General features: G+C 49.9%; 17 protein-coding genes and 1 pseudogene. 11 read left to right on the plus strand and 7 right to left on the minus strand.

Translation table 11 applies throughout. The features are described 5' to 3' along the window. Positions 1–252 precede the first annotated feature (252 nt). The 4 genes and pseudogenes from DRI82_RS24020 (at position 253) to DRI82_RS09360 (ending at position 2,148) form a co-directional block, all read left to right on the plus strand. A complete protein-coding gene (locus DRI82_RS24020) occupies positions 253–510 on the plus strand; it encodes a hypothetical protein (protein ID WP_170138691.1) in 258 nt (85 codons plus the stop codon). Beyond that, positions 461–649: pseudogene (locus DRI82_RS09350) on the plus strand (N-acetylmuramoyl-L-alanine amidase); the annotation flags it as partial. The gene DRI82_RS24020 and the pseudogene DRI82_RS09350, both read left to right, overlap by 50 nt. A gap of 79 nt (positions 650–728) precedes the next feature. After that, positions 729–1,715 carry an oxygen-dependent coproporphyrinogen oxidase gene (gene hemF / locus DRI82_RS09355; protein ID WP_114193395.1) on the plus strand — a complete coding sequence of 329 codons (987 nt, stop codon included), beginning with the start codon at positions 729–731 and terminating at the stop codon, positions 1,713–1,715. Then, complete coding sequence (locus tag DRI82_RS09360) at positions 1,699–2,148, plus strand: YaiI/YqxD family protein (RefSeq protein WP_114193228.1); 450 nt, start codon at positions 1,699–1,701, stop codon at positions 2,146–2,148. Before hemF ends, DRI82_RS09360 begins: the two co-directional genes overlap by 17 nt. A gap of 111 nt (positions 2,149–2,259) precedes the next feature. Here the strand turns inward: DRI82_RS09360 and maeB are convergent, their stop codons facing one another. Continuing rightward, entirely contained in the window at positions 2,260–4,539 is a 2,280-nt protein-coding gene (gene maeB, locus DRI82_RS09365; RefSeq protein ID WP_114193229.1) for an NADP-dependent oxaloacetate-decarboxylating malate dehydrogenase, read from the minus strand. A gap of 225 nt (positions 4,540–4,764) precedes the next feature. Beyond that, positions 4,765–5,109 (minus strand): M15 family peptidase, encoded by a 345-nt coding sequence (locus tag DRI82_RS09370; RefSeq protein ID WP_114193230.1) that lies wholly within the window; start codon positions 5,107–5,109, stop codon positions 4,765–4,767. A gap of 339 nt (positions 5,110–5,448) precedes the next feature. On the opposite strand from DRI82_RS09370, the gene DRI82_RS09375 reads away from it, so the two are divergent. Further along, the gene (locus DRI82_RS09375) at positions 5,449–6,285 is read left to right on the plus strand and encodes an esterase/lipase family protein (RefSeq protein ID WP_245956799.1); all 837 of its coding nucleotides are present in this window, start codon (positions 5,449–5,451) and stop codon (positions 6,283–6,285) included. Between the two features lie 107 nt (positions 6,286–6,392). On the opposite strand, the gene DRI82_RS09380 is transcribed toward DRI82_RS09375, so the two are convergent. Further along, positions 6,393–7,334, minus strand: coding sequence for a LysR family transcriptional regulator (locus DRI82_RS09380; protein WP_114193231.1), 942 nt, complete (start codon positions 7,332–7,334; stop codon positions 6,393–6,395). 314 nt (positions 7,335–7,648) lie between these two features. Then, positions 7,649–7,843: a hypothetical protein gene (locus DRI82_RS24730; protein ID WP_157968038.1), complete on the minus strand. Its 195-nt coding sequence runs from the start codon at positions 7,841–7,843 to the stop codon at positions 7,649–7,651. A gap of 298 nt (positions 7,844–8,141) precedes the next feature. On the opposite strand from DRI82_RS24730, the gene DRI82_RS24295 reads away from it, so the two are divergent. Both DRI82_RS24295 and DRI82_RS09390 read left to right on the plus strand, forming a co-directional pair. After that, the gene (locus DRI82_RS24295) at positions 8,142–8,384 is read left to right on the plus strand and encodes a DUF4258 domain-containing protein (RefSeq protein ID WP_281269772.1); all 243 of its coding nucleotides are present in this window, start codon (positions 8,142–8,144) and stop codon (positions 8,382–8,384) included. Positions 8,385–8,394: 10 nt separating this feature from the next. Continuing rightward, the gene (locus tag DRI82_RS09390) at positions 8,395–8,835 is read left to right on the plus strand and encodes a helix-turn-helix domain-containing protein (protein ID WP_114193232.1); all 441 of its coding nucleotides are present in this window, start codon (positions 8,395–8,397) and stop codon (positions 8,833–8,835) included. Positions 8,836–8,878: 43 nt separating this feature from the next. Here DRI82_RS09390 and DRI82_RS09395 read toward each other — a convergent pair whose 3' ends face one another. After that, positions 8,879–9,847, minus strand: a complete 969-nt coding sequence (locus DRI82_RS09395; protein ID WP_245956801.1) for a DUF1176 domain-containing protein — start codon at positions 9,845–9,847, stop codon at positions 8,879–8,881. Positions 9,848–10,175: 328 nt separating this feature from the next. On the opposite strand from DRI82_RS09395, the gene DRI82_RS09400 reads away from it, so the two are divergent. Then, positions 10,176–11,381, plus strand: coding sequence for an RsiV family protein (locus DRI82_RS09400; RefSeq protein ID WP_245956802.1), 1,206 nt, complete (start codon positions 10,176–10,178; stop codon positions 11,379–11,381). 38 nt (positions 11,382–11,419) lie between these two features. Here DRI82_RS09400 and nudK read toward each other — a convergent pair whose 3' ends face one another. Continuing rightward, positions 11,420–11,995, minus strand: a complete 576-nt coding sequence (nudK, locus tag DRI82_RS09405) for a GDP-mannose pyrophosphatase NudK (protein WP_114193233.1) — start codon at positions 11,993–11,995, stop codon at positions 11,420–11,422. Positions 11,996–12,270: 275 nt separating this feature from the next. Here nudK and narQ point away from each other — a divergent pair, with 275 nt between their 5' ends. Together narQ and narL are read left to right on the plus strand one after the other, a co-directional pair. Then, positions 12,271–13,959 carry a nitrate/nitrite two-component system sensor histidine kinase NarQ gene (gene narQ, locus DRI82_RS09415; RefSeq protein WP_114193235.1) on the plus strand — a complete coding sequence of 563 codons (1,689 nt, stop codon included), beginning with the start codon at positions 12,271–12,273 and terminating at the stop codon, positions 13,957–13,959. Positions 13,960–14,011: 52 nt separating this feature from the next. Beyond that, positions 14,012–14,641, plus strand: coding sequence for a two-component system response regulator NarL (gene narL / locus DRI82_RS09420; RefSeq protein ID WP_411704027.1), 630 nt, complete (start codon positions 14,012–14,014; stop codon positions 14,639–14,641). Between the two features lie 64 nt (positions 14,642–14,705). Here the strand turns inward: narL and DRI82_RS09425 are convergent, their stop codons facing one another. Next, entirely contained in the window at positions 14,706–14,984 is a 279-nt protein-coding gene (locus DRI82_RS09425) for a winged helix-turn-helix domain-containing protein (RefSeq protein WP_114193237.1), read from the minus strand. Between the two features lie 320 nt (positions 14,985–15,304). Here DRI82_RS09425 and acrD point away from each other — a divergent pair, with 320 nt between their 5' ends. Further along, positions 15,305–18,445 (plus strand): multidrug efflux RND transporter permease AcrD, encoded by a 3,141-nt coding sequence (gene acrD, locus DRI82_RS09430; protein ID WP_114193238.1) that lies wholly within the window; start codon positions 15,305–15,307, stop codon positions 18,443–18,445. Positions 18,446–18,532: the final 87 nt, after the last annotated feature.

Genomic DNA, 18,532 nt, shown 5'->3' on the forward strand with positions numbered 1-18,532 from the left:
CCATTAATGAGTTATATCCTGATTATCGCGTGATCTGCCCGAGACGCAATATCAAAGCGCCAATTTTTTGCGCCACAGACACTTACCTTTTCAAATGAGAAATATTATTAATAAACAGCAATAGTTAACCAGTCGATCAATGGCAGCCATTGCTATATAACATCACGATATTCCCGCGTTTTACCCTGCGCATTTGCATGCTGCCTTCAGGCAACGCCAGGTACGTTGGGAAGGTATAAAGGTCTCTGGTTGATGGAAAAGCATAAACAGGCATTTCAGGATTTTCGTCCTCTTCACACCTCTTCATCACGCCGGACACTTCTACTTTCAGGTTTGGGTATGGCCTTTGGCCTGTCAGGCAACCGGCTGGCCCTTGCCCAGCAAACCATTTCCCATTCCACAGCCGTAAAAAAGGCAACAAAGCCAGCCAATGCCCGCAAAATAGTGATGATTGATCCCGGCCATATTTGCGGTATTGAAATCCCCTTCAATTCCGTCGGTTCTGGTTGAGACATCGTTTATCACCAATCATCAGGAAGAGCAGTTGTTGGGTACCAGTGCCTTCCGCCAGGAAATCGCCAGCGCGATTGGGGAAGGTATCGTCAATTTCTTTGCCTATTTCGACGCTCACGAACGGAAACCGCGCTAATGCTGCCCACCTGCATCTCCCTATGCTTTGGGTGTATACTGCGCAGCTTGTCAAAACAGAGATAATAAAAGTTTCGCTTATGAGTCAGCCGAATATTTCCCAGGTCAAAACCTTCCTGCTTGCGCTGCAAGAGCACATTTGCCAGCAACTTGCGGCTGTCGATGGACAAGCACAATTCGCCGAGGATCAGTGGCTGCGTGAAGAAGGTGGTGGTGGTCGCAGCCGCGTGCTGACTCAGGGAGCCGTTTTCGAACAGGCGGGCGTCAACTTTTCTCATGTTTCGGGCGCTTCCCTGCCGCCTTCAGCGACCGCCCATCGACCAGAGCTGGCCGGTCGCAGCTTTCAGGCGATGGGCGTTTCTCTGGTGGTTCATCCTCTTAGCCCTTTCGTCCCCACCAGCCACGCCAATGTGCGTTTTTTGATCGCGGAAAAACCGGGTGAAGATCCCGTCTGGTGGTTTGGTGGTGGGTTTGATTTGACGCCGTTCTATGGCTTCAAAGAAGATGCGATTCACTGGCATCGCACCGCGCAGCAGATCTGCCAGCCTTTCGGCGAGGGCGTCTATGCGCATTACAAAAAATGGTGTGACGACTATTTCTTCATCAAACACCGTCAGGAGGCCCGCGGCATTGGTGGTCTCTTTTTCGACGATCTGAATACGCCTGATTTTGATCACTGTTTTGCTTTCGCCCGCGCCGTCGGCGAGGGTTTTCTGGACGCCTATCTGCCGATCGTTGAAAAACGTAAATCACTGGCCTGGAACGAGGCACAACGCCAGTTTCAACTCTACCGCCGTGGACGCTATGTCGAATTCAATCTGGTGTGGGATCGCGGTACATTATTTGGCTTGCAGACGGGGGGCCGCACAGAATCCATTCTGATGTCGATGCCGCCGCTGGTACGTTGGGAGTATAATTTTCAGCCACAGCCTGACAGCGCAGAAGCCGCCTTGTACCGCGATTTCTTGCCGGTAAAAGATTGGCTTGCTGAAAGTGCGGATCCTGGTGATGCGCATGTTATGAAGGATAACCGACAGCCAGGAGACGAAAATGCAGATTTGGGTTGATGCGGATGCCTGTCCGAATGTGATTAAGGAGGTTATTTTTCGCGCCGCCGACAGAAAGGCAATGATGGTGACGCTGGTTGCCAATCAGATCATCCGCACACCGCCTTCGCGTTATATCCGTACATTACGGGTGGACGCGGGTTTTGACGTCGCCGATAACGAGATAGTCAAGCGCGTAGAGCCAGGGGATTTGGTGATCACCAGCGACATTCCGCTGGCGGCAGAAGTTATCGAAAAAGGCGGCGTGGCGCTGAATCCACGCGGTGAGCGCTATACGCCTGATACTATTCGCGAACGACTGAATATGCGGGATTTCATGGATACCATGCGTTCAAGTGGTATTCAGACTGGTGGTCCAAACGCACTGAACCAGCGCGATCGCCAGCAGTTTGCCAATGAACTGGATAAGTGGTTACAGCAGGTCAAATCCTGATTTCAGGCTGTTTCGCAGCCAAATGAAATGGAGTGGAGTCCCTTACGGGGAGCCCCACTCCATGATAACGGCGGGCATTTGCAACACCCGCTTATCTCACGCTTTTGATCCTCACAACGGCTGGGTCTGCGCCTCCACCACGGCCAGTGCCACCATGTTCACAATGCGACGAACCGACGCAATCGGAGTCAGAATGTGTACTGGTTTCGACACGCCCATCAGCACAGGTCCGACGGTCACCCCTTCTGAACTGGAAACCCGCAGCAGGTTATAGCTGATACGTGCCGCTTCCATATTCGGCATTATCAGGATATTGGCCGCCCCCCGCAGTGGACTGTCCGGCATAATGTCATTGCGAATGCTTTCAACCAATGCCGCATCGCCATGCATCTCACCATCAATTTCCAGATTTGCATCAGCAGCTTTCACCAGTTCGAGCGTCTTGCGCATTTTGCAGGCAGCAGTGCTGTTGGACGAACCAAAACTGGAGTGCGACAACAGCGCGACTTTCGGCTCGATACCAAAACGGCGTACCGTATCGGCAGCCATCAGCGTAATCTCGGCCAGTTCCTCTGGCGTCGGATCGTCGTTGACATAGGTATCGGCGATAAACGTGTTGCCGCTTGGCAACAACAGCGCGTTCATCGCTCCCGCCGTGTGTACGCCCTTACGGAAACCGAAGACTTTCTCTACAACCTCATAATGCTCGTGATAAGAACCCACGGTACCGCAGATCATGGCATCCGCCTCACCGCGCAACACCATAATTGCCGCAATCAGCGTCGGATTATTGATAACCGCACGACGTGCCTGCTCTTGCGAGATGCCACGGCGCTTCATGATCTTATAGTATTCACTCCAGTATTCATTGAAGCGCGGATCCGACTCGTTATTCACGATTTCAAAATCCTTGCCCGCCTCGATCTGCAACCCGAGCTTTTTCAAGCGCATATCGATCACATTTGGGCGGCCAATCAGGATCGGGAATGCCAGGCCGAGTGAAACCAACTCCTGGGTCGCATGCAGAACCCGTTCCTCTTCACCTTCAGCCAGAACGACGCGTTTGGCATCTTTCTTCGCCTGGGAGAAAATCGGCTTCATGAACAAGTTGGTTTTATAAACAAACTCGCTCAGTTTCTCGATGTAGGCATCAAAATCCTTGATCGGACGCGTCGCCACACCGGAATCCATCGCGGCTTTGGCCACTGCCGGCGCTATCTTCACGATCAGACGTGGATCAAAAGGTTTTGGAATCAGGTAATCCGGCCCAAATGCCAGTTCTTCATCACCATAGGCAGACGCGACGATATCGCTCTGCTCTGCCAGCGCCAGATCTGCAATGGCCCGCACGCATGCCAGCTTCATCTCTTCGTTGATCGTGGTCGCCCCCACGTCCAGCGCCCCACGGAAAATGAACGGGAAGCACAGCACGTTATTCACCTGATTGGGGTAATCAGAACGACCGGTACAGATAATGGCGTCTGGGCGCACGGCTTTCGCCAGCGGTGGCAGAATCTCAGGTTCCGGATTGGCCAGCGCCAGAATCAGCGGATCCCTTGCCATGGTCTTCACCATTTCTTGTTTCAGAACACCGGGACCCGAACAACCCAGGAAAATATCCGCATCAGGGATAGCATCCGCCAAAGTACGCTGGCCATTATCTTCGATGGCGTAAGCGGCCTTCGTTTCTGCCATATTCTCTTCGCGACCCTTGTAGATAACGCCGCGTGAATCACAGGCAGTAATATTGTGACGTTGCAGCCCTAGCGCCACGAGTAAATTCAGACAGGCAATCGCCGATGCGCCAGCCCCTGACACCACCAAACGAACGTCCGAGATATTCTTTTTAACTACGCGCAGGCCGTTGAGCACCGCCGCAGTACAAATAATCGCTGTACCGTGCTGGTCATCGTGGAAGACCGGAATCTTCATGCGCTCACGCAGTTTTTTCTCAATATAGAAACACTCCGGAGCCTTGATATCCTCCAGATTGATACCGCCAAAAGTAGGTTCAAGCGCCGCAATGACTTCAATTAATTTATCGGGATCGAGCTCATCAATCTCAATGTCGAACACATCTATCCCAGCGAACTTCTTGAACAGAACGCCCTTTCCTTCCATGACAGGCTTACCGGCCAATGCGCCAATATTCCCCAACCCCAACACGGCTGTCCCGTTGGAAATAACCGCAACCAGATTGCCCCGGGCAGTGTATTTATAGGCTGCCAAAGGGTCTTTCTGGATTTCAAGGCAAGGCGCAGCCACACCCGGCGAGTAAGCCAATGCCAGATCGCGTTGAGTCGCGAGAGGCTTGGTCGGAGAAACCTGGATTTTGCCTGGAACCGGGAACTCATGAAAATCAAGCGCACTTTGCTTCAGTTGTTCATCCATCGTAGGATTCCTATATAACTTTTTTGAGGTAAAACTTCCTATCCATACCCTGAATAGTTCGAGTTATTGCGTGAAGTATGCTGGGTACAACAGTTGAGTATAGGGCTTTTCTCGGTGCCTAAACTTTGAATGCAACCATAGAATGGCGATTATCTCGAAATTTCATAACACAAAAGACCACCTGCAACGGTGAACCTATCCAATGGGTTATCGTGCGCGATGATTTTATGCCGGGTGAAAATGGCCGCACTCCTGCTGTGTCGTCGATTGCAAGAGAACCGATTGCCCTACCCATTTGACGTTAGCCTCACACAGCGTCGCCGCCTCGGCCACCGCATCGGCAATCAGTTGGTAATAACAGGGTTCCCACGACACAACCCCTGCGGGAAGCGCTACGATATTGACAATACTCCCAACCGGATGACGGCCTGATTCACTCTCGGTAATGGCAAAAGGCACCAGTGCATACTGGAGAGCAATCCGCATCACTCTCGCCAATATGGGATCAATACCCTGCAAGTTCTTTACGCTACGCGCGGAAAAATGCATCGTTGGTGGCTTAATAAGCATATTGCATACCCTCTATGAAAAACGTTAATTCTGACTGATGAAAAATGTGACGTTCAAACACAAATTAATTCCCTGGTAACTCCAACCGATGTCGAATGAGTCCTTATGTAAACAGTGGTAATGGAAAATAAACTCACAACGGATTAAGGATCAAATGAATATTTCATCACCTTAGCCTCAAATATAATCATCATTAATTAAACACCGCTCAATACGGGACTTCCCTGCAGAAATTCACGCATAGTGAATTATTTTTGTTTTAACTTCGCCATCGAGAAAATAATACTATTCATGTCAAGAGACATATTCCTATACTCCATTATTCTCTGAAAGGTACTTATGAATAACGCAACGAAATACCCCATTATTCTCGTTCATGGCCTGTTCGGCTTCGATACTATTTTAGGCTATCCCTACTTCTTTAATATCAAGCCTGCATTGGAGGCTCACGGAGCAACCGTTTTCACTGTGACTCTCTCGGCGGCAAACGGAAATGATGTAAGAGGTGAACAATTACTCGATTTTATAGAAGGCGTGTTGACGAAAACCGGCGTCCAAAAAGTCAATTTGATCGGTCACAGCCAGGGACCACTGGCCTGTCGCTATGCCGCCGCCATGCGCCCTGACTGGGTCGCATCGGTAACATCCGTGAATGGCGTCAACCATGGTTCGGAATTTGCTGATATGGTGAGAATGGCCTTCACTCCCGGAAGCCTGCCTGAGGCAACCGCAGAAGCCGTGATTGATGCCTTTGCCTCTTTCATGTCATTACTCAGCGGACATCCTGAACTTCCGCAAGACGCGATCGCCGCGTTGGATGCGCTCACCACAGCGGGTGTTGCAGAATTCAATCGCCAGTATCCGCAAGGGTTGCCAACGGTGTGGGGAGGTGAAGGCGATGAAACCGTGAATGGCGTCAATTACTATTCATGGGGTGGCTATATTCAAGGTGGCGTGTTTGCGCAGGCATTAAATGCTGCCGACCCTTTACACAAGGCCATGAAAATCTGCTCGTTATTCTTTACGCGTTTACGCGCGAGAGGGAACAAAATGACGGCGTTGTCGGGCGCTACAGTATGCATCTCGGTAAAGTCATACGCTCCGACTATTCTATGGATCATCTGGATGCGGTCAATCAGACGGCCGGTGTCACACCACTTTCCACTCATGTTGTGACGATGTTCGTCGATCATCTGAAATTATTGCAAAGTAAAGGCTTATAGGGAAATAACGGTACCGATCCGCGGATGCAGATCGGTACCGTTACCCGCTATAAATCTGTCCTATTCTACGGGTGGCCCTGAAATATCCGGGCTTCGCTGCTGTCGCATAAGCAGCGCCAGTGATTCCGCTTTCTGGGCGAAACGCTGATACCACCAGGTAAAATATTCACCCTTGCTGGCTGGATGCCAGATCAGGCGAATTACCTCATCACTTCTTGGCAAATCAACAGGTAGCGCAATGAGTTCGCCCTTGTCCAGTTCACCACTGACCATCGTTTCCGGCAGGAAACCGTGGCCGATACCCTGTTTGATCAAACTTACCTGGCTTTCCAGATCTGACACCAAAATGCGATTTTGCAGGGGAGCCATTCCCTGGTTTCTGCCTGTTTGCCCCTGCACATTTTCTGCCATGACAATTTCAATGTCTTTCAGCCGATCGCGCTGGGTGATAATTCCTCCGTTATGTGTAAAGTGGTGATTCGGTGAAACACAAAGCACAAAATGCACCCATCCTAAAATGAGTGTATTAGCTTGAATTCCCTCGGGAATATGGCCAATAACCACGACCAGATCGTTATTATTGGTATTCCAGCCCTCCCAATTACGGCCAAAGGATTCACGTTGAATTTCTATCCGGGCCTCCGGATAGGCGCTAATAAATACTGAAATATCCTGACCAAGCGTAGACAGGGGAAAATGCGTATCCAAAATAATACGGATCCCGCGGTCTTGAAGATGCATATTCTTAATCCTGGATTCCAAATCATTGACAGCATTAAGTATCCAACCGCCTTCCTGAAGTAGAAATTCTCCCTCTTTAGTAAGATTCACCACGGGCCCATTGCGGTGAAATAATTTAATATTGAGCTTACTTTCTATATTGGACACACGATACGATATTGCTGAAGGAGTTTTATGCAACACCTCGGCAGCCGTTGAGAATGAACCAGTCGATTTTATCGTACCAATAATGTGAATCGCATCCAGTGAGATCTTTGGCATAAACTTTCCTTTTTAACCATAACTGCAAAATATACAACAAAAACTTTCATTCCCCCTGGATATGAAATGAATCAAAAAACAGCGTAATTTTATAGCCGCCTAATATAACCCCGTAAAATTTAATACGCATAATAAATTACTCATGATTAAGTCGAGTAAAATTCACATTGAAACTCTCTTTATCAATATCGGGAAAATTATTTTTATTTTCATAGAAACTTGCTCTACTTTATTTTATTTTCATTTTAATAACGCCAGGCATAATATTTCATTACAGAAACAACTTTGTAAGATTTAAATAAAAAGGAAATAAATTATTTATTTACCCGCAAAATAGTACCGATCCCGACCTTGATACGACCTCGCAAGAGTAGGCCGATACGTATTTCACAAAGTGCGAAGCGGATGCGCGCCTGTCGTTCGATGGCGGTATGTGTCTCGCCAAAACACGCAAATTCATTTGGCTTTATCAGGAACAAGGCATTGGCCGTCCAAAATGCACCGCTCAAGTGGTACTTCTGTTATGGCTTAGTGGAAAATTTATGTTTGCGAGACACAGCGCAGTCTTCATCATCATCTTCATCCTGCGGTTTTTATCTTGTTTTCTCTGCGTTACCTTCTGTTGGCTCAAGCCAATTGAACAGCGATAAAGCTTGACGCCCTCTGAAGGAACTATCAAAATGATAGCTATCAAAAAGACAGGAAAAAATGAAACTCGAGGAAAATCATCAGCTGTACTCATTGCCAATAAATGATGTATTGGCGAAACAAATTATTTAAGAACTGGCTAGTAATGACACAAAGAGGATTCTCTTCAGTTCCCATGCAAAACTGCGGATGCAGCAAAGGAATATCTCTATTCGACAAGTGTCGAACATACTCACTAGCAGGCACAGTCAGTTTACCGAATCACCTCATCTTACTCCGTCAGGTGATTGGAAATGCAACCTGCAAGGAATCGCTGCCGGGGACTGTATAGAAGTCGTTTTGGTGCTGAAAAGATATGAATATGATCCCAGCATATTCGTCGTCACGGTTATGATTAAGTAATAAGGAAAATATGTACCATTACATCGAAAGCGGTTTGAAATATATATGGTTGATCAATGGCTTCCAGCAACAAACTCTGGATGGGGAAATTTATACCAGTATTGATGACATGCATGGCTTACATCGATTGATCGGTCAGACTGTGGTAGATCGGCATAGTCCATTAAAACATGATGAAGTACGATTTTTACGCACAGAAGTAAATATGTCGCAAAAATCATTGAGCACTTTACTGGGCGTCGATGTACAGACTGTCGCCCGCTGGGAAAAGGGGCAAACAGATATTCCCCGTACTGCTGATGTCACGCTGCGCGCGCTCTATCTGGAATTTGTAAATGAAACAAGCAAGATCGGTGCACTTTTACGCATGCTGGCAGATAACGAGATCGCTGAGGAAAGGGAGAAATTGGTATTTGCTGAAAATGAGAACGTCTGGCAGCGTGCGGTATAAGTGCGGGCAGAACGGTTTCTGCCCGTCGGGTGTCACTGAAAAATCAACGGGTTACCCAAAGCTCAGGCCACTCACCGCCCTGACGATAACCGTCGCAATTCGGTTCCGAGGCATAATTCGTCAACTGAAACGCTGTGCCATCAAAAACCCATTGACTGGACTCACCGCAATCACCAATCCCCCGGCCTTTTGCGTAAGTCCCTAGCTGGCCACTCTTCTCATCAAAATCAACATTAATCAACTCGGGCGACTGATTTTCCTGCTGATTAAAACTGAAGGGCAGAGTCAAATCCAACTCTTCTATTTTGAAAGGAGCATGGCGGGTGACGGTAAAAGCCAGAACGAACAGATTATATGCACCCCGATCGCAATTGATCATCATCAGTGCTTTCTCGCCGCTCAATGCCGACAAACTCACGTCGCGCTCCGACGATTCAAGGGTACAGTCATTGGTATCCATATTCGTCGCTGCAAACTGGGTTAAGGCAGCCACTTCGCCATCGGTCAGCGGTTGAGGTCGCGAAAAGAGCGGCGCTTCCGGCGGCAATGGGGCATCAGGGACTTGATCGGCAGGTTTGACGCCTTTTTTCGCCCAGGCAGTCTGTGTATCAATGCGGGATTGCTGTTCGTCCATCGCCAATAATGCCGCCTTCAGACCCGTCAGGGAAATCACCGGCCTATCCTGCTCGTTGGCGAATTTACCCGTTAACGTGATGCGGCTCCCCTCACGGATCCCGGCGATAAATTCATTCACCACCAGCCGGTTCTCCGTACTGATGCGATTCTTCTCAGTTTGCCATTCGCGCGGATTAATATTCAAACGGCGACTGTCGAGCATAAGAGTATTGGCAAGTGCCGTATTCTTCTCACTGTCATCATACAGACGCTGGTAATCAATGCTGATGCTGGCTTTGCCTTCACGGCCAGCTTCGCGGGTGATCTGCATCACCAGATCGTGGTGGTCATTCACATTCCGGATCTGGCAACGGTTTATGTTGTCGCAACTTATCATCCAGTCGCTGAAATTTTTCTGGATCGGTCAGCGTGGCTTGCCGTGGCAAACAACGTCGCCAACAGCAATAGCGGAGCGGGTATCCATCTAGACATCATTCAATCATCTACTCATATCAATGTGTTCGCGCTGATAATAACGTAACCCGCTACAGAACTCCGCCTATAAACCGTCTTTTTTGCTGGTTATTTCAGCAAAAGAACACTTTCAGAGTTTACCTGATTGCTACCTGACATTTTTTATTCGGACTGAAAATACACTATCTGCTTTCCTGCTGGTATTCTGATTGAATCGTACCCTCCGTACTCAGCTAAAAAGGTATCTGTTAATGATCCATGGAGTGTCCTGGTTATCAGGCCGCGGCCTGGCAAACGCCTTAATCGCCATGGCCGGGCTGTTTTCATGCGCCTTGCATGCAGCGGATGATCCGCAGGTATTTACCGGTATGTTGGGGAAAATGCCGATTGTCGTCGAACTGGATTTCAGTAAATCGGATGATGTCAGTGGCCGTTACTTCTACCAAAAGTATCGTCAGGACTTGCCATTGACGGGATCGGTCAGCGATCAGGAGCTTGACCTGCAAGAAGGTATTGACGATTTCAGCGACAAACCTCGTCCCGGCATGACCTTGAACAAGAAAGGGAATGGCTGGGAAGGCGTGTGGAAAAATCCGCAGGGTAAAACGTTCGATATCGCTTTTTACCCTGCGCAGATTACGCCGCCCAAACCTGACAGCGATGCATTCTGGACCGAGCTTTACCATGAGACGCCTTACGACTATCTCCGCTTGCAGGGGATGGCGTTAAAAAAAGGCAAACAGCAGGAGTTCATGGGATACACCCTGCAATGGTGGAGTGAACCGCTGTCAAAAATTTCGCTGTTTGAGATTGTATCGGGTTATGCCCCGGAAAAACTCTCGGCGCTCAATGAGTTGCTGCGAGCCCGCTTATGGAATGAAGTGATCAGCTACCATCAATGTATGCTGGGAGCGAGCAGGTTTGGCGGTGATTATGTGCAAACCGTCACCCCTGAAATGCTGACACCTTCATTGGCCAGTGTCAGTATTTTCACCCGCTATGACTGCGGTGGCGCGCATCCGGACTTTGGTGATGCCCCACTCAATATTGATGTGAACAGTGGGCAGCCTTTGGCATTGGAAGATGTGCTGTGGGTCGGAAAAGATCAGCCGTTCCATTATCTTTATGAAGACGAAGATGAAGATGCCGGGAACAACACCACTGATTTTGACACTTTTTCAAATTACCGCGAAAAAGAATTTTCGCCATGGTTGGTAGCTCAGTTGACGAAACTGGTTCCGACAGAGATGAAAAAACCGCAAAGCGATGAGGACTGCGATTACACGGATCCAGGTATCTGGAACTTCTCATCATGGTATTTCACGCCAAAAGGCATCGCCTTCGACCCCTATTTTGCCCGCGTGATGCGGTCCTGCGAAGGCACTGAATGGTCGGTACTGCCCTATAGCGTAATTCGTCAGCATCCAGGCGGCGTCAAAATAACGCTGCCCGAATAACGTATTTCTCCCGGCGGGGCCACAAGGCCCTGCCGTCGCTACTTAAGCCATCCACGAATCTGGGCATGTTGCAGCAGCATGATGGTTTTGCCGTCCTTGATCCGACCCTCTTTGATCATCGTCAACGCATCAGGGAAAGCGATTTCAAGCACATCAATATCTTCATCTTCCACCCCACCGCCCTCATTGGAACGCTGGGATTCGTCATATTCTGCGGCGAAAAAGTGGATAATTTCTGTCACGCCACCTGGCGACATATAGGCTTCAAACAACTTCTCAACGTTACCAACGGCATAGCCGGTTTCTTCAATCGCTTCTTTACGGATGCAATCTTCAGGCGAGTCGTTATCCAGCAGCCCAGCACAGGCTTCCAACAGCATGCCCGTTTCATTGCCATTGACGTAAGTCGCCATCCTGAATTGGTTGGTAAGAACCACGCTGTTTTTGGCACGGTTATAGAGCAGGATAGTGGCGCCATTCCCGCGATTATACACCTCGCGCTTATGGCGGATTTTGCTGCCGTCTTGCTTCACCAGATCATAGGTGTAGTTACGCAACTCGAACCAGTTCTCTGAAAGTACTTTGTTTTTTATGATCTCAATCTTTGGTGACATATGACTCCCCGGTCTGCGGCATACGTGAAAAAGAACTGACAATCATATGTCCCGCATGGGGTGCTTGCAAAGAACCCGCGATGCTAAAAGCGTTTTGACGCAGAAAAGTCACGTCTTTTTTTTTCTGCGCAGCAACGTCTTTGACTGCGTGCCGGAGTTTCCCAAAACAATTAACTTCTATTGGCAGGGAGCACGATTCTTTGCCACTATCAACGTGGCATTCACGAGTCAATATGACTCCTCTCATAGAAATATTGCGTCAGGGGTAAACCTCTTTGGTCGTTAAGCATTCCGTCACCACCAGTCTGGCTCGCGCCCTGCTCGGTATTGTGCTGTTATCCGGTTTAACGACGGGCCTGGCGTTGCTCACGCTGATGGGCAGCCTGCGGGACGCAGAAACCGTCAACATTGCCGGTTCACTGCGTATGCAAAGCTATCGACTGGCCTACGATCTTGCTACCCAATCGCCAAAATTGTCTGATCATATCGCTCAATATCAGCACGCCCTGCAAAGTCCGGCATTGGCGCATCTTGAGCGTTTTTATATTCCAAAGGATGTGCGCCAACAACATCAGAAACTGTTGCGCAGTTGGCAGCAATTGGAAAAAAACATAACCCGGCAACAACCCGCCATTTATCGCCAACAGGTGGCGGATTATGTGACTCAACTCGATCAATTTGTCCTGACTTTACAGCGTTACGCGGAACAGAAACTCGCTGTGGTTGTGACCATCAGCCTGAGCGGTTTTGTGGCGATTATCGCGCTGGTTCTCTTCTCTATCCATTTCATCCGTCGCCGGGTCGTCGCCCCGCTCAACCACTTGATGGCAGCCAGTATCAATGTGCAACAAGGGAAGTTCAGCTATCCACCGCTTGATGTCGATCTGCCGAATGAACTTGGCGTATTGTCAAAATCATTCACACGGATGTCGGACGATTTGGCCCGTTTGTATCAGTCGCTCGAACAGAAGGTGGCAGAGAAAACCGCCCGTCTGGTGCAGGCTAACCGGACGCTCGGCATACTCTACGACTGTTCGCAGGCGCTGAGCGTCAGTCAAATTGATCGGCAATGTTTCCAGAATATATTGAATATCCTGTATAAGAGTGAAAACCTGATCAGCCTGAAACTGGATATCGGCGAGAATACGTCATCATGGCAATTGACCAAAGGTTCTCCTGCAAGTGCAATCCCATGGCATAACGTCGCCCTTATCCAGGAAGGTATCACCATTGGCCACCTGAGCTGGCAATGTGAACAACCACTTCCCCACCCACAATTGATGGAAAACGTCGCGAACATGCTGAGTCGTGGGGTGTATTTTAACCAACTGCAAAAACAGCATCTGCAACTTATGTTGATGGATGAGCGCTCAACCATCGCCAGGGAACTGCATGACTCCCTGGCGCAGGCTCTCTCCTATTTGCGTATTCAACTGACGCTCCTGAAACGTACGCTGCCGGATACCGCAACACCACGTTGCTGGGAAATAATTGACGACTTTGATCGGGCACTCTCAGATGCTTACGTCCAATTACGCCAGTTGCTGGCGACGTTCCGTCTAAGTATTCAGCAAACTTCACTGAAAGAGGCTCTGGAACAGATGATTGCTCCACTAAAAGCGCAAACTCCAGCAATAATTCGGCTACACTGTGCCCTCTCTTCGCAGTCCCTCAATGCGCAACAGCAGGTGCATACTTTACAAATTATCCGTGAGGCTGTGCTGAATGCCATAAAACACGCGGAACCCTCGCAGATTGATATCGCATGTACCGTGACACCGGAAGGGAAAAATCTCATCCGCATCGATGACGATGGTGTTGGGATCAGCAATACGGAAGAACCCGCTGGCCATTACGGATTAACAATTATGCATGAGCGAGCGGGCAGACTGGGTGGAACATTGACCATCACTCATGCTGAGGCGGGAGGCACGCAAGTATCCCTCCTCTTCCCGCAAACCTGAATCGGCTCGCCGAGCCAATAGGCTTTACTTAAGACTGGGAGCAACTGTCATGATGACCAAGACTCATACTGTTATGATTGTGGACGATCACCCATTGATGCGTCGCGGCATTAAGCAACTGCTGGAGCTCGATCCAACATTCCAGGTCATTGCCGAAGCCAGCAGTGGCAGCGAAGCGTTGGCGCTGGCCAATCGCCTGTCTCCTGAGCTTATTCTTCTTGATCTCAACATGAAAGGGTTGTCAGGGCTTGATACCCTGAAAGCCATGCGTCAGGAAGGGATTGAGTCGCGGATCATCGTGTTGAGCGTGTCGGATTCACGCAGCGATGTCTATGCACTGATTGATGCCGGGGCTGACGGCTATCTCCTCAAGGACAGCGAACCCGAGTTGCTGCTGTCCTATTTCCATCAAGCTGTACAGGGAAAAAACGTATTCAGCGATGCAATTCGTGAATTTCTCGCTTCCCGCTCTGAACAGAGTAATCCTTTTGCCGATCTCACCGATCGGGAGACTGATGTCTTGCAGGAAGTTGCCCGGGGACTCTCCAACAAGCAGGTGGCGTCAGAACTGCACATTTCTGAAGAAACCGTCAAAGTGCATATCCGTAACTTACTGCGCAAACTGGACGTTCGTTCACGCGTAGCCGCTACCGTAATGTACCTTGAGTATAAAAACCATTGATCAACTGCCTGCCACTAATCAACTGCGACTGCGCCGTAGTATGGGTTAGTGGCAATGGCGTCGATTATTCGATCGCGGCCAAAAGTGCCTTATGGTGTTTCTCGATCCATTCCACGCTGAAAGGCCCCCAGGCAGCCAATTGATAATAGCCGTCGTTATTACGTATTCCCTGTTGCACAAAGTGAAGTTCTATCCCCATCCCCGGCAACGCCTTAAGCACGTCCTGCAACGTACGGCGTGGCCATCCCGTCAATTCCATTAACCGTGGGACATTAGGCCGCTCGTGTTGGCAAATCAGCCAGCACAGGTAAAGCCTGCGGGCAAAGACTGAATTAAGCACCATGAATCCCTCCCAAACAAACGTAAACACCGATTATTACACTTTCCGACGAAAAGTACCGTTACGGCCGCCCGATATTCACGCTTTTACTTGAAAACATCGGGTGATATTAAGATGATTCTTTACCACCTTTTTTTACATTATCTTCTTAATTTCTCCACGCTTTGCGGGCTCACAGCGCGTAAAGTGCAATAGGGCTGTAATTCAGCCTCTTGGGTTCCCCTGTCTCCAACATTTATCCATTTGACACGGAAGCCTGATATTGTTCCATTTATCTGCTGATGTTAGTCATTCACACCGGGTGATAACGAGGTTCGTAGCGCATGGCTAATTTTTTTATAGATCGCCCCATTTTTGCCTGGGTTTTGGCGATTATTATTTGTCTTTCAGGTCTGTTGGCCATTTTTTCACTGCCTGTAGAACAATATCCGAATCTGGCGCCGCCGAATGTAAGGATCAGCGCCACCTACCCCGGTGCCTCAGCGCAAACGCTTGAAAATACGGTGACGCAGGTTATTGAACAGAGCATGACTGGTCTGGATAACCTGATGTACATGTCCTCCAACAGCAGCAGTACCGGGCAGGCGCAGGTCACGTTGACCTTTACTGCGGGAACCAACCCCAATGAAGCCATGCAGCAGGTGCAGAACCAACTGCAATCGGCCCTGAAGCGGTTGCCGCAGGATGTCCAGCAGCAAGGAGTCAGCGTGTCCAAAACCGGCGACAACACGCTAATGATGGTGGCGTTTGTTTCCACGGATGGCAGCATGGACAGGCAGGATATTGCCGACTATGTGGCGACCAACCTACAGGATCCGCTCAGCCGTATCGACGGCGTGGGGAGTATTGATGCCTATGGATCACAATACGCCATGCGAATCTGGCTCGATCCCGAAAAGCTGAATAACTATAAGTTATCGACCAAAGACGTGGTGGATGCGATTACCGCGCAAAACAGTCAGGTGGCGGTGGGCCAGTTGGGGGGTACCCCATCCGTTAACGATCAGGCACTCAATGCCACAATCAATGCACAATCCCAATTGCAAACGCCGCAGCAATTCCAGAATATCACCCTGCGCGTCAATCAGGATGGTTCCAGCGTCTCGCTGGGTGATGTTGCGATGGTCGAACTGGGTGCAGAAAAATACGATTACCTGAGCCGTTACAATGGCATGGCCGCCTCAGGCATGGGCGTTAAACTGGCATCGGGTGCCAATGAATTGCAAACCGATGAGTTGGTGAAAGCGAAAATTGCCGAACTGTCGCAATATTTTCCCCACGGACTTGAAGCCAAAGTCGCCTATGAAACCACCCCTTTCGTAAAAGCCTCCATTAAAGACGTGGTGAAAACACTGGCGGAAGCCATCTTGCTGGTGTTTCTGGTGATGTATCTGTTTCTGCAAAATTTCCGTGCAACGCTTATCCCCACCATCGCCGTTCCGGTGGTGCTATTGGGTACCTTCGGTGTCCTCTACGCCTTTGGTTTCAGTATCAATACTCTCACTATGTTTGCCATGGTGCTGGCGATCGGTTTGTTGGTAGACGATGCGATTGTGGTCGTGGAAAACGTCGAACGCATAATGAGCGAAGAAGGGCTCGACGCACGCGAAGCGACCCGGATTTCAATGGGCCAGATTCAGGGCGCATTGGTGGGGATCGCGCTGGTTTTGTCCGCGGTATTTATTCCGATGGCCTTCTTCGGTGGCACCACCGGGGCTATCTACCGGCAATTTTCATTGACCATTGTTTCGTCCATGGTGCTCTCGGTTCTGGTGGCGCTAATTCTGACGCCCGCGCTGTGTGCCACCATGCTCAAACCGATTACCAAAGGTCACCACCATGCAAAACGTGGGTTCTTCGGTTGGTTTAACCGGACCTTTGATCGCAGCGCGCGGGGTTATGAAAAAGGGGTCGCTACCGTACTCCGTCGCAGTGGGCGTTTCATGCTGGTGTATCTGCTGCTGCTTGTCGGTTTGGCCTGGTTGTTCCTCAAATTGCCCACTTCCTTCCTGCCTATTGAGGATCGCGGTGTCTTTACCGTTCAGGTGCAATTACCGGTGGGTTCAACCCAACAGCAAACGCTGAAAGTGGTTGAGAAAGTTGAACACTATTTTCTGACCAAAGAGAAAGAAAACGTGCTTTCCGTGTTTGCTACGGTTGGCTCGGGCCCTGGCGGTAACGGCCAGAACGTTGCACGCCTGTTCATCCGCATGGCCGACTGGAGCCAACGCACGGCTGCCGAGAACTCGGCAGCGAGTATTATCGAGCGAGCCACCAAAGCCTTCCGGCATATCAATGAAGCCCGGGTGATCGCCAGCAGTCCGCCTGCCATCAGTGGCCTGGGCAGTTCTGCCGGGTTCGATATGGAGTTGCAGGATCACGCCGGCCTTGGTCATACGAAACTGATGGCCATCCGCGACCAACTGTTGCAGTTGACGGCGCAAAACAGCAGCCTGACCCGCGTGCGCCACAATGGCCTGGATGACAGCCCGCAGTTGCAGATCGATATCGATCAGCGCAAAGCCCAGTCACTTGGGGTATCCATTGATAATATCAACAACACGCTGAAAACGGCCTGGGGTTCAACCTATGTGAATGACTTTGTCGATCGCGGTCGGGTCAAGAAGGTCTATGTGCAGTCAGCGGCAAAATACCGCATGCTGCCGGAAGACATTTATCGCTGGTATGTACCGAATAATTCCGGTGGCATGGTACCTTTCTCCGCCTTTGCCACGTCCCGCTGGGAATATGGTTCGCCGCGACTGGAGCGCTACAACGGTTATTCCGCACTCGAGATTGTCGGCGAATCTGCGCCGGGCGTAAGTAACGGTACGGCAATGAATATCATGGAAGATCTGGTGCAACAATTGCCTACCGGTGTCGGGCTGGAATGGACCGGCATGTCATATCAGGAGCGACTCTCTGGCGCTCAGGCCCCAGCGCTTTATGCGATCTCCCTGCTAGTGGTGTTCTTATGTCTGGCGGCACTTTACGAGAGCTGGTCGATTCCTTTCTCGGTCATGCTGGTGGTGCCATTGGGGGTGATCGGGGCAGTACTGGCAACCTGGATGCGTGGGCTGGAAAATGATGTCTATTTTCAAGTCGGTCTGCTGACAATCATTGGTCTGTCGGCGAAGAACGCCATTCTGATTGTCGAGTTCGCCAACGAATTGAACCATAAAGGGAAGGATTTGGTTGAAGCCACGCTGCAAGCCTCACGCATGCGCTTGCGCCCTATCCTGATGACATCGCTGGCGTTTATCTTTGGCGTACTGCCTATGGCAATCAGCCAGGGTGCAGGTTCTGGTAGCCAGCATGCGGTCGGTACCGGCGTTCTGGGTGGGATGATTTCCGCGACATTCCTGGCAATTTTCTTTGTTCCGCTGTTTTTCGTGCTGGTGCGCCGTCGCTTCCCAAGCAAAACGCCAGTGACATTGATTCATGAGCAGAACGAAACAGACTAACGTGGCTTAGCCCGTTAGCGCGCATGAAAAAGGGCTTCAGGTTACAGAAGCCCTTTTGTCTATCTAATACAAGATAGCAGTCTGAAA

The organism is Edaphovirga cremea (genome assembly GCF_003332275.1).
Lineage (GTDB): Bacteria > Pseudomonadota > Gammaproteobacteria > Enterobacterales > Enterobacteriaceae > Edaphovirga > Edaphovirga cremea.

Coding starts and splice junctions, on each gene's coding strand:
- DRI82_RS24020 (WP_170138691.1), top strand. CDS start 253: ATGGAAAAGCATAAACAGGCATTTCAGGATTTTCGTCCTCTTCACACC.
- hemF (WP_114193395.1), top strand. CDS start 729: ATGAGTCAGCCGAATATTTCCCAGGTCAAAACCTTCCTGCTTGCGCTG.
- DRI82_RS09360 (WP_114193228.1), top strand. CDS start 1,699: ATGCAGATTTGGGTTGATGCGGATGCCTGTCCGAATGTGATTAAGGAG.
- maeB (WP_114193229.1), bottom strand. CDS start 4,539: ATGGATGAACAACTGAAGCAAAGTGCGCTTGATTTTCATGAGTTCCCG.
- DRI82_RS09370 (WP_114193230.1), bottom strand. CDS start 5,109: ATGCTTATTAAGCCACCAACGATGCATTTTTCCGCGCGTAGCGTAAAG.
- DRI82_RS09375 (WP_245956799.1), top strand. CDS start 5,449: ATGAATAACGCAACGAAATACCCCATTATTCTCGTTCATGGCCTGTTC.
- DRI82_RS09380 (WP_114193231.1), bottom strand. CDS start 7,334: ATGCCAAAGATCTCACTGGATGCGATTCACATTATTGGTACGATAAAA.
- DRI82_RS09390 (WP_114193232.1), top strand. CDS start 8,395: ATGTACCATTACATCGAAAGCGGTTTGAAATATATATGGTTGATCAAT.
- DRI82_RS09395 (WP_245956801.1), bottom strand. CDS start 9,847: ATGATAAGTTGCGACAACATAAACCGTTGCCAGATCCGGAATGTGAAT.
- DRI82_RS09400 (WP_245956802.1), top strand. CDS start 10,176: ATGATCCATGGAGTGTCCTGGTTATCAGGCCGCGGCCTGGCAAACGCC.
- nudK (WP_114193233.1), bottom strand. CDS start 11,995: ATGTCACCAAAGATTGAGATCATAAAAAACAAAGTACTTTCAGAGAAC.
- narL (WP_411704027.1), top strand. CDS start 14,012: ATGACCAAGACTCATACTGTTATGATTGTGGACGATCACCCATTGATG.
- DRI82_RS09425 (WP_114193237.1), bottom strand. CDS start 14,984: ATGGTGCTTAATTCAGTCTTTGCCCGCAGGCTTTACCTGTGCTGGCTG.
- acrD (WP_114193238.1), top strand. CDS start 15,305: ATGGCTAATTTTTTTATAGATCGCCCCATTTTTGCCTGGGTTTTGGCG.